The organism is Terrisporobacter othiniensis (assembly GCF_000808015.1).
GTDB classification, from domain to species: domain Bacteria; phylum Bacillota; class Clostridia; order Peptostreptococcales; family Peptostreptococcaceae; genus Terrisporobacter; species Terrisporobacter muris.
The window spans coordinates 1-14,136 of the sequence record NZ_JWHR01000091.1 but is presented as its reverse complement, the minus strand read 5'-3'; the positions used below and the strand labels follow the sequence as shown (position 1 = coordinate 14,136).

Sequence of the window (14,136 nt, the reverse complement as noted above, 5' to 3'; positions counted from 1 at the left end):
AGGAGAGTAATCCTATGGAAGATAATAAGGGTAAAAAAAATATTTTTATAGAAGATCCTAGATATAAGCAATGTAACAAGGAAGCTTGGATGGGCCTTGGTCTTGGAATTTTCAACTTAATATGGTGGTTTAGTTGGGGATATGGTTTAGGATCAAAACCAGTTTCAGAATATACTTATATTATGGGATTTCCAACATGGTTTTTTATGAGTTGTATAGTAGGTAGCATTCTTTTTTCAATTCTTACAGTTGTAATGATAAATAAATATTTTAAAAATATGTCCCTAGAAGCATTATCAGAAGAAGAAATTGAAGAATATAGAAAGGAGTATAAATAATGAACTCTATAAACTACGGTGTATTAATACCGATTTTATTATACTTTATAGTTGTATTTGGAGTTGGATTTTACTCTATGAAGTTCGTAAACAAAGCTAGAAATAGCGATGATGGTGAATTTATGGATGAGTATATGACAGGTGGAAGAGGACTTGGAGGATTTGTTTTAGCTATGACTCTTGTAACAACATATCTTAGTGCAGGAAGTTTTATAGGTGGACCTGGAACAGCATATACTCAAGGATTAGCATGGGTGTTTTTAGCAATGGCACAAATGCCGACTGGATATTTTACTTTAGCCGTTTTAGGCAAGAAGTTTGCTATAATTTCAAGAAAAATAAATGCCGTTACAATAACAGACTTTTTAAGAGAAAGATATAAGTCTGATGCAGTAGTTATATTGACATCCTTATCTATAGTAGTATTTTTTATAGCAGCTATGGCTGCTCAATGGGTAGGCGCTGCAAGACTATTACAAGGATCGGTAGGTCTTCCATACTCAGTAGCTTTAACTGCATTTGGTGTAACTGTTGTAGTTCATACAGTTATAGGAGGATTTAGGGCAGTTACTATATCAGATACAGTTCAAGGTGTAATAATGACAATTGCAACTATAGGTATATTTATAGGAGCGGTTATAGCAGGTGGCGGAGTTGAAAATATAATAACTAATATGCAAGGTATAAATGAAGGACTTATAACACCTTTTGGTGTAACTGAAGGTCATATGACAGTAGCTTGGGTAACATCATTCTGGATCTTAGTTGGTTTTGCAGTAGTAGGAATACCATCAGTATCACAAAGAGCGATGAGTTATAAAGATACGAAAAGTCTACATGATGGTTTAAAATATGGAACAATAGTTTCCGCAATATTATTATTAGGTATGCATCTAGTAGGTGCATTTGGAAGTACTCTAGTAACTGGTATAGAATCGGGGGATTTAGTTGTACCAACATTGACTACACAATTATTTCCTTCTGTTGTAGCAGGTTTATTATTAGCAGGTCCTTTAGCATCAATAATGTCTACGGTAGATTCTCAATTATTAGTGGCATCAGGTGCAATAGTAAATGATTTATATATAAATTATATAAATCCTAAAATAAAATCTAATTCAAAAAAAATAGGCAAAATTAGTATATTAGCTACAAGTGTTTTAGGTGTAATCATATATATAGTTGCTTTTAACCCACCAGATTTAATAGTTTGGTTAAACTTATATGCAAATGCAGGTATAATAGCAACTTTCTTATGGCCAATAATATTAGGACTATATTGGAAAAGAGCAAACGCACAGGGAGCATTAGCAGCAATTATATCCGGAATAGGTACTTATGTATTATTTAGTTATGTATGGCCAAGACCTTTGGGAATGCATACAATAGTGCTTCCGTTAGTTATATCATTAGTTTCATTTATAATAGTATCAAAATCAACAAAGTCACCATCATATGAAATTCTAGAATTGTTCTGGGGAGTATATTCTAAGTAAATTATATTCAAAAATAATATATAATTATAATTAGGGGAGGAAAAGATATGAAAAAAAAAGTAAGTGTATTAGATATGAAGAAAATGAAGCAAGAAGGTAAAAAATTTACAATGGTAACAGCATATGACTATACAAGTGCATCAATAGTCGATTCATCAACAGCGGAGCTGATATTAGTAGGAGACTCTCTAGGAATGGTAATGTTGGGGTATGATTCAACAACAGGTGTGACAATGGAAGAAATGATACATCATATAAGACCAGTTGTAAAAGGAGCTCCAAATACATTTATAGTTGGAGATATGCCATTTGGATCATATAATGTTTCAGTGGAAGAAGCTATAAAAAATTCGAATAGAATAATGAAAGAAGCAGGATGTGATTGTATTAAATTGGAAGGTGGTGTAGAATTTGCAGATACAATAGAAGCAATAGTAAAAGCAGGTATACCTGTAATGGCTCACTTAGGATTAACACCTCAAACAACAGCACAACTTGGAGGATTTAAAGTTCAAGGAAAAGATTTAAAAACAGCTCAAAAATTAATAAAGGATATAAAAGCAGTTGCTAAAGCTGGAGCATTTGCAGCAGTTGTTGAATGTGTCCCATCTAAAGTTGCTAAATTAATGTCAGAATCAGTTGATATACCGATAATAGGAATTGGAGCAGGACCAGATGTTGATGCACAAGTTTTAGTTACACAAGATATGATGGGAATGTATGATAAATTTACACCTAAATTTGTAAAAAAATATTCAAATATAAGAGATATAATGATAAAAGCGTATGATGAATTTAATGAAGAAGTAAAAGAAGGAAGTTTCCCATCACCAGAGTATAGCTTTAATATAAATGTAGAGGGGATAGAATAGATAGCTTGATGGAAGAAGAAAATAGATATTTAATAAAATCATTAATGAAATCCTTTGAAGTATTAGAATTAGTTGTTAAAAATGAAAGAATGAGTTTAAAAGAAATTAATGATATAACTAATTTAGGTAAAAGTACTATTCATAGGATTTTAGCAACATTCAAAGAAATGAATTATATAGATCAAAGTAAAGAAGACAATACTTATTATGCAACTATAAAAATATTCGAACTAGGAAATAGTGTTACAGATAAAATGCCCATAAAAAAAATTGCAAAACCTTATTTGCAAAGGCTCTATGATGAATGTAATGAAACAGTAAATTTAGCAGTAGTAACTGGTGATAATATTATATACTTGGATAAGATAATGACAAAAGAACCATTGAGAATTGATTTAGAAGTAGGAAAAAAAGTACCTATATACTGTAGCTCGTTGGGAAAGGCTATACTAGCATATAGTAATAGAAGGGATTTTACAAGTATAAATTTCGAGAAGTTTACTGAAAAAACTATTGTAGGAAGTGAAGAGTTAATTAAAGAGTTAGAGGATATAAAATTAAATGGATATGCATTTGATGATGAAGAATATATAGAATATTTATCTTGCTTAGCTGTACCTATAAAAAGTAAAGATGGATCTGCAATAGCAAGCATAAGTATTGCTACACCAACTATCAGATTAAATGATGAGAGAAAAGAACAGTTTATAAAATATTTAAAATACTATGCTAGCTGCATAGAAGGGGAGTTAGCAAGAAGTTATATATTATAAGTTAAATAAAAAGAAGTTATATTTAATATGACTTCTTTTTATTTTTTACTTATATATAGAATATAAGTAGAGAGATTTATGAAAAATATAAATTTTATATGAATGAAAATTTTTCCTGTTTAAAACTTTATTTTTTATTTTAAAAAAGCATATCTATATGCTAAAATAGTTAATGTTGTATACAGAATACAAAACGGAATAAATGATGAATAGGAGACATAGGTAATGAATGAAGAGACAATTAAATTATTAGCTCACAAGGCTGAAGACAAAATTAATACGCTTAATGAGAGTAAATTAAAGTACTTAGTATTATCGATATTTGCAGGCATGTTTATAGGACTTGGATGTATATTAATATTTACTATAGGTGGACAATTACATGCAGTTCATTCACCTGCAACTAAAATAGTAGTAGGTATGTCATTCTCATTTGCACTTAGTGCCATTATAGTATTAGGATATGAATTATTTACAAGCAATACAATGATAATGACTATGGGAAGTTTATCAAAGGCTACTAGTGTAAAAGATGGAATAAGAATAATGGGTTATAGTTATTTTGGAAACTTTTTAGGAGCTATAATTGTAGCGCTTTTATTTGTAGGAACAGGATTTGCTGCAGAAGGTCAACTTACAATGGAATACTTTGCATACTCTGGAGCATATAAGGTTGCAGCACCAGCGCTACAATTATTCTGTAGAGGAATACTTGCTAATATATTAGTTTGTGCAGCTGTACTTGCAGCATATAAAACAAAAGATGAGATGGCTAAGATAGCTATAGTATTCTTATTAATATTTGCATTCGTAACAAGTGGATTTGAACACTGTATAGCAAATATGACTACTTTATTAGTATGTTTATTCTCACCAGTACCAAATGATGTTACAGTTATAAATGCATTATATAGTATGTTGTTTGTAACGTTAGGTAACTTAGTTGGTGGAGCAGGATTCTACGGATTCTTAACTTACTTTATGTCAAAGAAAAAAGAAAATAAAATTGAGAAAAAAATTAGCAAAGCTTGCTAGATATATAAAAAGACCTTCTTTGTGAAATACAAGGAAGGTCTTTTTATATACTTATTAGATGTATTATGTATATTGTTAAAGAAATATTCTAAAAACATATTTGCAGTAATAAATATATAGTGAGCATTCTAGAAATAAAACCAGCTAGTTTTAAATCTAGATAGATGAGACCTAACTATGAAAAAATAAGGAGGGAGTAGTATGTTAAACTTTATAAGAGTTGTTTGGGCGATATTAATGGCGTTTTACTACTATGTATTTATTAAAGACTATAAGCAAGTTAAGACAGCTAATGAACTTGATGAAGTGAGCGTGGCAAAGGTAGGTATTGTTGGATTTATAACTAATTTCTTTGATACCTTAGGGATAGGTTCCTTTGCGCCAACAGTAGCATTTAATAAGTTCTTAAAGATGGGTGTAAGAGATAAGGATTTACCTGGACTATTAAATGTTGGGGATACTTTACCAGTTATGTGTGAGGCCGTAATATTTACTACAGTTATCGATGTAGAGCCTATAACATTGGTTACCATGTTAGCTGCATCAGCAGTTGGTTCTTGGCTAGGAGCTGGTATAATTTCAAAATTAGATGAAATTAAAATCCAAAAAATTATGGGAGTAGCTTTATTTGTAACGGGTATTTTAATGGTTTTAGGAGCGTTAAACTTAATACAAGGTGGCGGAGAAGCTATAGGACTTACTGGTGGTAAATTAGTATTAGGTATAGTCGGAAACTTTATACTTGGAGCATTAATGACGGCTGGAATAGGATTATATGCACCATGTATGGCATTAGTATATTTTTTAGGATTGTCTCCTGCAGTAGCATTCCCAATAATGATGGGGTCATGTGCAACATTAATGCCAGTTTGCTCAGTTAAGTTTATTAAAGAAGGAGCTTATCCTAGAAAAGCGTCTTTATTACTTGGACTATTTGGTGCCATAGGCGTATTTTTCGCAGCTTATATAGTTAAGTCACTACCATTAGATATATTAAGATGGTTAGTAATAGTTGTTATATTCTATACATCTATATCTATGTTAGTTTCAGCAAATAAAGGTAAAGGTTCAGGAGAAGATGTAATAGTAGAAAATAGTAATGATGATAAATAAAAAAAATAACAATTGTATTATAAAAATGGTTATAAAATACCAAATGTATGGTATAGATTGAATAAAATTTAACAAATAAAATTGAATTAATATTAAATATATGCCATATTTTCTATGTATGGCATATATTTTTTGTAATAAAAAAACATTATCTAAAAATGTAAAAATTTTCTTGAATAGTTTATTTGAATTAACTATAATGAAGGTAGATAAATGGATAAGTTGTAAAAGCTAGTCGATAAATGACTGAAAATTTACTTTTTTTGTATAAACGGTATTCACGCTAAGCATATATATTTTATTGACAATTAATTAACATTAGGGAGCAAGTGCATAGAGATGAAACCGTTTTTTTATCTATTTATCATAGATTAATTTAATAAATATATTATAAATATTTATTTTAATAATGATATTAGGGGGAACAGGCAAATGAAATTTTCAAGAAGCATTCAAGCAATTGACTCTCATACTATGGGAGAACCTACAAGAATAGTTACAGGAGGAATTCCTAACATAAAAGGAAACACTATGGCTGAGAAAAAGGAATACTTAGAAAAGAATCTTGACCATTTAAGAACAGCTATAATGTTAGAGCCAAGAGGACATAATGATATGTTTGGTTCAATAATAACTCAACCTTGTGATCCAACTGCTGATTTTGGTATCATATTCATGGATGGCGGAGGATACCTAAACATGTGTGGACATGGTTCAATAGGTGCTATAACTGCTGCTATAGAAACTGGAATGGTAGATATGGTAGAGCCAGTTACTCATGTTAGAATGGAAGCTCCAGCTGGAATGATAGAAGCAGATGCTAAAATAGTTGATGGAAAAGTTAGAGAAGTATCTTTTGTAAACGTGCCAGCATTCTTATATAAGAGAGATTGTGAAATAGAAATGGCACCATATGGGAAAATAAAATTTGATATAGCATTTGGAGGAAGTTTCTTTGCTATAGTTCATGCTAGTCAATTTGGTGTTAAAGTTGATCCTAAAAATACTCAATTATTAAACAACATAGGTATGGAAATGAGAGAAATAGTTAACAGAGAAATACCAGTACAACATCCAACACTAGATCATATAAAAACAGTTGACTTAGTTGAAATATATGATGACCCTACTCATCCAGAAGCAACTTATAAAAACGTAGTTGTATTTGGTCAAGGACAAGTAGACAGATCTCCATGTGGAACTGGAACAAGTGCTAAACTTGCGACTTTATATGCAAAAGGAGAAATCAAAGAAGGAGAAGATTTCGTATACGAAAGTATATTAGGAACTCTTTTCAAAGGAAAGATAGTAGGTCTTGATAAAGTTGGTGAATTTGATGCAGTAAGACCTGAAATAACTGCATCAGCTTATATAACAGGATTTAATCATTTTGTTATAGATGATGAAGATCCAGTTAAATACGGTTTTATATTAAAATAGTATCTAAACCAATAACTTAATCAAGATTTCAACTATAAATGCAATAATTACAAAAGAAGAAATAGGGGGAATCATATTATGGTTAATATTATTAGGGTAGTTTGGGCAGTGTTAATGTCTGTATATGGATACTTCTTCATAAAAGACTACAGACAAGTATCTGCGGCAGGTGAATTAGAGGATGTAAGTGTAGGAAAAGCAGGTTTTATAGGTTTTCTTACAAACTTCCTTGATACATTAGGAATAGGTTCATTTGCGCCAACAGTTGCATTAAACAAGTTTATGAAAATGGGAGTTAGAGATAAAGAACTTCCAGGATTATTAAATGTTGCTGATACTCTTCCAGTTATGGTTGAAGCAGTAATATTTACTACAGTTATAGAAGTTGAGCCAATAACACTAATATCAATGCTTGCAGCAGCAGCTTTAGGATCATATCTTGGAGCTGGTGTAATAGCTAAAATGGATGAATTAAAAGTCCAAAAAGTTATGGGTCTTGCATTATTAATAACTGCTATAGTAATGGTATTTAAGCAATTAGGTTTAATTCAAGGTGGAGGAGACGCTATAGGATTAACTGGAATAAGATTAGTTATAGGTGTAGTAGGTAACTTTATACTTGGGGCTTTAATGTCTGCTGGTATAGGATTATATGCACCATGTATGGCTTTAGTTTATTTCTTAGGAATGTCTCCACAAGTTGCATTCCCAATAATGATGGGATCTTGTGCAACATTAATGCCAGTAGGATCAGTTAAATTCATAAAAGAAGGAGCTTATCCAAGAAAAGCAGCTTTAATAATAGCTTTATCTGGAGCTGTAGGTGTATACATAGCAGCTACGTTTGTTAGTAATTTACCAATGAATATATTAACTTGGTTAGTAATAGCTGTTATATTCTATACTTCTGCATCTATGTTAATGGCTGCTAACAAAGCTAGCAAAAGCGTTGAAACAAAATAGAAAATTAAGAGATTACAATGTATTTGAATAAGAATATGCCACGAGTTATCGTGGCATATTTTTTACATACAAGGACATTATATTATTTTCAAATCTGTGGAAAACTACTAGAATTAAGTAATATCAACAAATATTGAGATGTAAAAAAAGTTGATTTTTGAGCAACAAAGTTGCCTGAAGAGGGGCGAAGGCATCTCGTTAGCGATATGAGCGAAGCGAATTTTTTATTTTACTGAAATTCAAATATGAGAAAATATAGAATATTTCTATAATAAAGAAGTTATTATTAATTATTTCTAAAAACTTTTATACATTAAAAAATAGATTTATGTAAATATTAATAAATCGATTGAATATTTTTTAACAAATTACTATAATAAAAATGTAAACGTTTGGCGATGAAAAAAATATTGTCGAGCTGAATATTATACTATATAATAAAAGATAAATTTTAGGGGGAATTAACAGATGTTATTAGCATTAAGAGGAATTCTATTATCTTTAATGGGTGTTTATTACTATACATTCTTTAAAGATTATAGACAAGTAAAAGAAGCAGGAGAATTAGATAATACTTCTGTAGTTAAAGTTGGAGCTCTAGGATGGGTGGCTAACTTCTTTGATACATTAGGTATAGGTTCATTTGCAATTATAGTAGCAGCAAACAAATTCTTTAAAATAGGAATAAAAGATAAAGAACTTCCAGGATTTTTAAATGTTGGATGTTGTTTACCAGTTATGTGTGAAGCATTTATATTTACTACAGTTATAGAGGTAGATCCTGTAACATTATTTTCAATGTTAATTGCTGCAGCTGTAGGTTCATACGTAGGAGCAGGTATAATATCTAAGATGGATGAAGCAAAGATCCAATTAGTAATGGGACTAGCTCTTTTAGCTACTGCAGTATTAATGTTCTGTAGCAAAATGGGATATATGCCAGGAGGTGGAGATGCAATAGGACTTTCTGGTGCAAAGCTTGCAATAGGTGTTGTGGGTAACGCAATTCTTGGAGCGTTAATGACAGCTGGTGTTGGTCTATTTGCACCATGTATGGCATTAACTTATTTCTTAGGATTATCTCCACAAGTTACATTCCCAATAATGATGGGATCTTGTGCAATGTTACAACCAGTATCTTCTGTTAAGTTTATAAAAGAAGGAGCATATCCAAGAAAAGCTTCATTAGTATTGAGTTTATGTGGAGCAGTAGGAGTATTTGTAGCAGCATTTATAGTTAAGTCATTACCAATAGAAACATTAAAATGGGTTGTAATGGCAGTTTTAGTTTACACTGGAGCTAGTATGATAGCTGGTGCAATGAAAAACTTAGGAAAAGAAGCTAAGGTTGTAGCAGAATAATTTATAAGTTAATTTATTATTTAATATAAAAAGGTTGAATCAATGATTCAACCTTTTTTTGTACTATTTGAATATAATAAAGGATATATCTATAGGTAAGTAAATTTATTACACAACTAAGCTATCATTTTGAATAGTATATAAACTATAGAAATAGCCTTTTTGATTTAATAAATCATTAAATGAACCTTTTTCAATAATTTTACCATTTTTCATTACAATTATTTCATCATAATTAATTAAAATGCCTTTTATTAATTTATGTGTAACTGTTATTAAAGTTAAATCATCTAAGTTTAACAGTGAATGTTCTAAATTATAAGCAGTTTCATTATCTAAAGCAGAAGTGGATTCATCTAAAATAAGTATTTGTGTATTATTTATTAAAGCTCTTGCAATGGCAATTCTTTGCTTCTCGCCACCAGATAGTTTATTACCATTTTCACCGACTAAGGAATTAATTCCTTCAGGTAATTTATCAATTAATTTAGTTAAGCCAGAGCGTTCACAAGCATTTATAATATCATCATCAGTATGATTTGAATAAAGTCTTATATTTTCTTTTATACTATCATCAAACATAAATACATTTTGCTGAATCATAGACATGTTTTTATATAAGTCAGAGCTATAAATATTTTTCAAATCATTATTATCTAGAAGGATGCTTCCTTCATAATCATTATAATATCTCATAAGAAGTTTTATTAATGTACTTTTTCCAGAACCACTTTCACCAACAATGGCATATTTTTTATTTTTATCTATACTTAAATTAATGTTATCCAGTGCCTTTCTTTCTTCATTATAAGAGAAATCAAGGTTTTTAATTTCTATTGAATCTACAAAATTATTTAAATTAGTATTTTCAAAGCTATCTTTAGTATCTTCTAAAATAGTTTCTATTTTATCTGCTATAAGAGATACAGACCTAATTTGATTTATTAAAGAAATACTTAGTTTTACAGGACCAACAATATGAGTACTTAGTTGAATAATAATTATGGCAGTACCAACAGTGATACTTTGTTTGTACATTAGATATCCTCCAAGAAGAAGAACTCCTAGATAAATTGTAACACTGAAAGATAATGAAAATCCTCTTATGATTGCTTCTAAGACAGAGTATTTTTTCTTAGAAGTTTCTACATTATTAGATGCATTACTAAAAATTTCATTTATTTTTTTACTTATATTAAATCCTTTAATTACTTCAAAACCAGAGAACAAATCTTTTGTAATAGAAGTAACTTGTTGTAAATTTTCAGAGTACTCATTTTTTTGTACAACTAATTTTTTTGATAAGGCGTTTGGTATTATAAATCCTAAAACTCCAAAAATAGAAATAAAAATAACTATACTTGGACTAATTGAAAATAAAACAACTAAAGAAATTGTAAAGGATATGATACATGATATAACTTGGAAAAGATTATTAAAAAAACTATCCTCGATAATTTTTATATCGTTATATAAAATTGAAATATATTTTCCACTATTGTCTAGAGAAAAATCTTTTATATCCTTGTTGATTACTTTAGAAAAAATATCTGTTCTTAAGTAATTAACAGTATTCTTTATATAAGATGACATAACAAGACCGTCTATATATTCTGTTAAAAACATAATTACTATTAGAGTTATACTGGCTACTGTTATAGTTGTAAATTTACTACTATCTCCACTTGCGAATATATCTACTATAAATCCCATTAGAAAATCAAAGCAAATACTTGCTAGAGCGACTAAAGAGATGGTTATTATTCTGCATAAAAATTGATATTTATACTTTAATGTGTATTGCCATAGAGTTTTCATATTACCTCCTTGAAATTATTTATTGTAATAAGTTTATAGGCTTCAATATTTATTATACATGGAAATTGTCAAGTTAAGTAAGAAGATTTATTGAAGTGTTGAAATATATTAACTATAATGGATTTAGATATTTAAATTTAAAAATAATAATTTTTAATAATTATTGTGAATATTGAAAAGGGGATAAGATAGTATGAACTTAAATAATAGGCTAGATATAATTCAATCGCAAAAACTCGTTATGACAACTCAATTAAAACAATCCCTAGATATTTTAAATATGAGTAATTTAGAACTAGAAGATGAAATAAAAAGAGAAGCAGAAGAAAATCCTGTATTGGAAATGGAAAGCAAGGGTGATGTAGATTGGGAAGAGTTTGCTAAAAATATTGATAACAAGAGTTACAATATAAAAAGTTATGATTTAGATAATGATTTTACTTTGGAAAACTTAGCCAAATATGAAAGTAATTTATATGATTATGCTAAAGATCAGTTATCATTTTTAAAATTAAATAAGAAAGAAAAGGAAGTTTGTGAGTATATTGTTGATTGCTTAGATAAGGATGGATATTTAGGAATTGAGGAAAAATTCATAATTAAAGAACTAAAAATAGATAAAGATTATTTTGAAAAGTGTTTAAAGTATATTCAACAATTAGAACCTAGTGGAATAGGGGCTAGAAATCTTAGTGAATGCCTATTGATTCAAATGGAAAATAAAAATATAAATGATGATATTCTAAAATCTATTATAATAGAAGATTTAAATTTAATAGGACAAAATAAAATAAAATCTATAAGTAAAAAATACAATATAAATATAGAAGATTGTGTGGAATATATTGAAAAAATTAAAGAATTTGATCCTAAGCCAGGAAGATTGTGTAGTAATGAAAAAACAATATATATTCAACCTGATGTTATGGTTAGAAAAATCAATGGAGAATTTATTGTTTATATGAATGACAATGCTAATTTTCATTTATGTATAAATAATTATTATAAAAGTGTATTAAGCAATCCTACATCAGATGAAAATGCTAAAGAATTTATAAAAAATAAACTTAACTATGCTCTTAATCTTTTGAAAAATATAGAGACTAGAAAAAGTACTGTATTAAAAATTGCAGAAGTAATAGTAAAAGAGCAAAATGAGTTTTTTAGTAAGGGAGTAAAATATATTAAACCAATGAGGTTAAAAGATATAGCTCTAGAGCTTGGATACCATGAATCAACTATTAGTAGAGGAATAAATAGCAAATATATGCTAACACCTTTTGGATTGTTTGAATTTAAATACTTCTTTAGTACTGCCATCCAAAGTAAGGAAGAGGAAGGGACATCAAGTACTAAAATTAAAAATATGATAAAAGGCTTTATAAACGAAGAAAATAAATTAAAGCCTTTAAGTGATGATAAAATATGTAAATTATTAAAAGATGAAGGTATAACAGTAGCTAGAAGGACTGTGGCAAAATATAGAGAAGAAATGAATATATTATCTTCATCTAAAAGAAAGCAGTTTATTAAATAGATAAAGAGGAGGTAATATATGAAGGGATTAATGGATTTATTTATTGCGTTTGCAAGAGTGGGAGTGCTTACATTTGGCGGTGGATATGCCATGCTACCAATTTTACAAAGGGAAATTGTAGAAAAAAATAATTGGGCAACTGATGAAGAGCTTATGGACTACTATGCCATAGGGCAATGTACACCAGGAGTAATAGCTGTAAATACAGCAACATTTATAGGTCAGAAAAACAAAGGAATCATAGGTGGGATTATGGCAACCTTAGGAGTAGTAATGCCATCTCTTATAATAATAACAGCAATAGCAGCTTTTATAAGTAATTTCTCAGACCTGGCTATAGTGAAGAATGCGTTTGCTGGAGTAAGAGTTTGTGTGTGTGTTCTTATATTTAACGCTGTGGTTAAATTATGGAAAAGTTCTGTAGTTGATAAGGCGACGATGATTACTTTTATTGGAGTATTCTTAGGGTCTGTACTTACAGATTTATCACCAATATTATTTGTATTGATTACTGCAGTATCAGGTATAATAATTAAGAATTTGGGGGTGAAGTCTGAATGATTTACCTTCAATTATTTTTTGAATTTTTTAAAACTGGTTTATTTGCAGTAGGTGGAGGAATGGCAACACTTCCTTTTCTTTATGATATGTCAGAAAAAACAGGATGGTTTACGTCAGGCCAACTTGCGGATATGATAGCAGTCTCAGAATCTACACCAGGGCCAATAGGTGTAAATATGGCTACATATGTAGGGTTTACAACTGCAGGAATAGGAGGAGCAATAATAGCAACTATAGGGCTAATAACACCTTCTATTATAATTATTGTAATAATTTCATATTTCTTAAAATCTTTTAGAGAAAATAAATATGTAGATGCAGCTTTCTATGCACTTCGTCCAGCATCTACAGGACTGATTGCAGCAGCAGGTATGACTGTTGTGACAATAACACTACTTCAAATTGATTTATTTAAAAGTAGTGGAAAAGTATTAGATTTATTTAATTGGAAAGCTTTAATTTTAGCAGTAATAATTTATCTACTGTCTAATCATGTGAAAAAAACTAAAAAACTTCATCCGGTATTCTTTATAGTAGGTTCTGCTATTATAGGAATATTATTTGGATTTGCAAGATGATGGGTGGATTTCTTACAATAGTATATAATAATACATTTAGATATAAACAAATAATGAAGGAATTATTTATAAAATTCAAATGAATATATTTAATAAAAAAGTAAAGTGGATCCTTTGTCAAGGACACAAGAAAAAGACATGGCTAAGACGCCATCAAAAGCTGATTTCTAAATTGAATAGGAGTCAGCTTTTTTAAATTCCATTGGTATCTGAAATTATTATAATAATCTATATAGTCATCTACCTAAAT

The 14,136-nt window shown here is 29.4% G+C and carries 13 protein-coding genes and 1 pseudogene; 12 read left to right on the top strand and 2 right to left on the bottom strand.

Features of this window, described 5'->3' with window-relative positions:
* Window positions 1-14 precede the first annotated feature (14 nt).
* The 9 genes from QX51_RS09885 (at window position 15) to QX51_RS09845 (ending at window position 9,392) form a co-directional block, all read left to right on the top strand.
* Window positions 15-338: a YhdT family protein gene (locus QX51_RS09885; protein WP_052232985.1), complete on the top strand. Its 324-nt coding sequence runs from the start codon at window positions 15-17 to the stop codon at window positions 336-338.
* Window positions 338-1,834: a sodium/pantothenate symporter gene (gene panF / locus QX51_RS09880; protein ID WP_039679752.1), complete on the top strand. Its 1,497-nt coding sequence runs from the start codon at window positions 338-340 to the stop codon at window positions 1,832-1,834. The genes QX51_RS09885 and panF overlap by 1 nt, the downstream gene beginning before the upstream one ends.
* A 47-nt stretch (window positions 1,835-1,881) precedes the next feature.
* Window positions 1,882-2,706: a 3-methyl-2-oxobutanoate hydroxymethyltransferase gene (panB, locus tag QX51_RS09875; protein ID WP_039679751.1), complete on the top strand. Its 825-nt coding sequence runs from the start codon at window positions 1,882-1,884 to the stop codon at window positions 2,704-2,706.
* 8 nt (window positions 2,707-2,714) lie between these two features.
* A complete protein-coding gene (locus tag QX51_RS09870; protein WP_039679750.1) occupies window positions 2,715-3,479 on the top strand; it encodes an IclR family transcriptional regulator in 765 nt (254 codons plus the stop codon).
* 225 nt (window positions 3,480-3,704) lie between these two features.
* Window positions 3,705-4,514 carry a formate/nitrite transporter family protein gene (locus QX51_RS09865; protein WP_039679749.1) on the top strand — a complete coding sequence of 270 codons (810 nt, stop codon included), beginning with the start codon at window positions 3,705-3,707 and terminating at the stop codon, window positions 4,512-4,514.
* Window positions 4,515-4,715: 201 nt separating this feature from the next.
* On the top strand, window positions 4,716-5,627 hold the full coding sequence (locus tag QX51_RS09860; RefSeq protein WP_039679748.1) for a sulfite exporter TauE/SafE family protein: 912 nt from the start codon (window positions 4,716-4,718) through the stop codon (window positions 5,625-5,627).
* A 432-nt stretch (window positions 5,628-6,059) separates the two neighbouring features.
* Window positions 6,060-7,067: a proline racemase gene (locus tag QX51_RS09855; RefSeq protein ID WP_039679747.1), complete on the top strand. Its 1,008-nt coding sequence runs from the start codon at window positions 6,060-6,062 to the stop codon at window positions 7,065-7,067.
* Between the two features lie 78 nt (window positions 7,068-7,145).
* Complete coding sequence (locus tag QX51_RS09850; protein WP_039679746.1) at window positions 7,146-8,030, top strand: sulfite exporter TauE/SafE family protein; 885 nt, start codon at window positions 7,146-7,148, stop codon at window positions 8,028-8,030.
* Window positions 8,031-8,498: 468 nt separating this feature from the next.
* Window positions 8,499-9,392: a sulfite exporter TauE/SafE family protein gene (locus QX51_RS09845; RefSeq protein WP_039679745.1), complete on the top strand. Its 894-nt coding sequence runs from the start codon at window positions 8,499-8,501 to the stop codon at window positions 9,390-9,392.
* Window positions 9,393-9,500: 108 nt separating this feature from the next.
* On the opposite strand, the gene QX51_RS09840 is transcribed toward QX51_RS09845, so the two are convergent.
* On the bottom strand, window positions 9,501-11,210 hold the full coding sequence (locus QX51_RS09840) for an ABC transporter ATP-binding protein (protein WP_039679744.1): 1,710 nt from the start codon (window positions 11,208-11,210) through the stop codon (window positions 9,501-9,503).
* A 193-nt stretch (window positions 11,211-11,403) separates the two neighbouring features.
* On the opposite strand from QX51_RS09840, the gene rpoN reads away from it, so the two are divergent.
* The 3 genes from rpoN to QX51_RS09825 are packed head-to-tail and all read left to right on the top strand — an operon-like array spanning window position 11,404 to window position 13,886.
* On the top strand, window positions 11,404-12,747 hold the full coding sequence (rpoN, locus tag QX51_RS09835; protein WP_039679743.1) for an RNA polymerase factor sigma-54: 1,344 nt from the start codon (window positions 11,404-11,406) through the stop codon (window positions 12,745-12,747).
* A gap of 18 nt (window positions 12,748-12,765) precedes the next feature.
* Window positions 12,766-13,308 carry a chromate transporter gene (locus tag QX51_RS09830; RefSeq protein ID WP_039679742.1) on the top strand — a complete coding sequence of 181 codons (543 nt, stop codon included), beginning with the start codon at window positions 12,766-12,768 and terminating at the stop codon, window positions 13,306-13,308.
* Window positions 13,305-13,886: a chromate transporter gene (locus tag QX51_RS09825; protein ID WP_039679741.1), complete on the top strand. Its 582-nt coding sequence runs from the start codon at window positions 13,305-13,307 to the stop codon at window positions 13,884-13,886. Before QX51_RS09830 ends, QX51_RS09825 begins: the two co-directional genes overlap by 4 nt.
* 142 nt (window positions 13,887-14,028) lie before the next feature.
* On the opposite strand, the pseudogene QX51_RS19980 reads toward QX51_RS09825, so the two are convergent.
* A pseudogene (locus tag QX51_RS19980) lies at window positions 14,029-14,130 on the bottom strand (IS3 family transposase); the annotation flags it as partial.
* Window positions 14,131-14,136 lie beyond the last annotated feature (6 nt).

Excerpts from the sequence above, each read along its gene's own strand:
- QX51_RS09885 (WP_052232985.1), top strand. The coding sequence starts at position 15 with ATGGAAGATAATAAGGGTAAAAAAAATATTTTTATAGAAGATCCTAGA.
- QX51_RS09865 (WP_039679749.1), top strand. The coding sequence starts at position 3,705 with ATGAATGAAGAGACAATTAAATTATTAGCTCACAAGGCTGAAGACAAA.
- QX51_RS09845 (WP_039679745.1), top strand. The coding sequence starts at position 8,499 with ATGTTATTAGCATTAAGAGGAATTCTATTATCTTTAATGGGTGTTTAT.
- QX51_RS09850 (WP_039679746.1), top strand. The coding sequence starts at position 7,146 with ATGGTTAATATTATTAGGGTAGTTTGGGCAGTGTTAATGTCTGTATAT.
- rpoN (WP_039679743.1), top strand. The coding sequence starts at position 11,404 with ATGAACTTAAATAATAGGCTAGATATAATTCAATCGCAAAAACTCGTT.
- panF (WP_039679752.1), top strand. The coding sequence starts at position 338 with ATGAACTCTATAAACTACGGTGTATTAATACCGATTTTATTATACTTT.
- QX51_RS09825 (WP_039679741.1), top strand. The coding sequence starts at position 13,305 with ATGATTTACCTTCAATTATTTTTTGAATTTTTTAAAACTGGTTTATTT.
- QX51_RS09870 (WP_039679750.1), top strand. The coding sequence starts at position 2,715 with ATGGAAGAAGAAAATAGATATTTAATAAAATCATTAATGAAATCCTTT.
- QX51_RS09830 (WP_039679742.1), top strand. The coding sequence starts at position 12,766 with ATGAAGGGATTAATGGATTTATTTATTGCGTTTGCAAGAGTGGGAGTG.
- QX51_RS09840 (WP_039679744.1), bottom strand. The coding sequence starts at position 11,210 with ATGAAAACTCTATGGCAATACACATTAAAGTATAAATATCAATTTTTA.
- QX51_RS09855 (WP_039679747.1), top strand. The coding sequence starts at position 6,060 with ATGAAATTTTCAAGAAGCATTCAAGCAATTGACTCTCATACTATGGGA.
- panB (WP_039679751.1), top strand. The coding sequence starts at position 1,882 with ATGAAAAAAAAAGTAAGTGTATTAGATATGAAGAAAATGAAGCAAGAA.
- QX51_RS09860 (WP_039679748.1), top strand. The coding sequence starts at position 4,716 with ATGTTAAACTTTATAAGAGTTGTTTGGGCGATATTAATGGCGTTTTAC.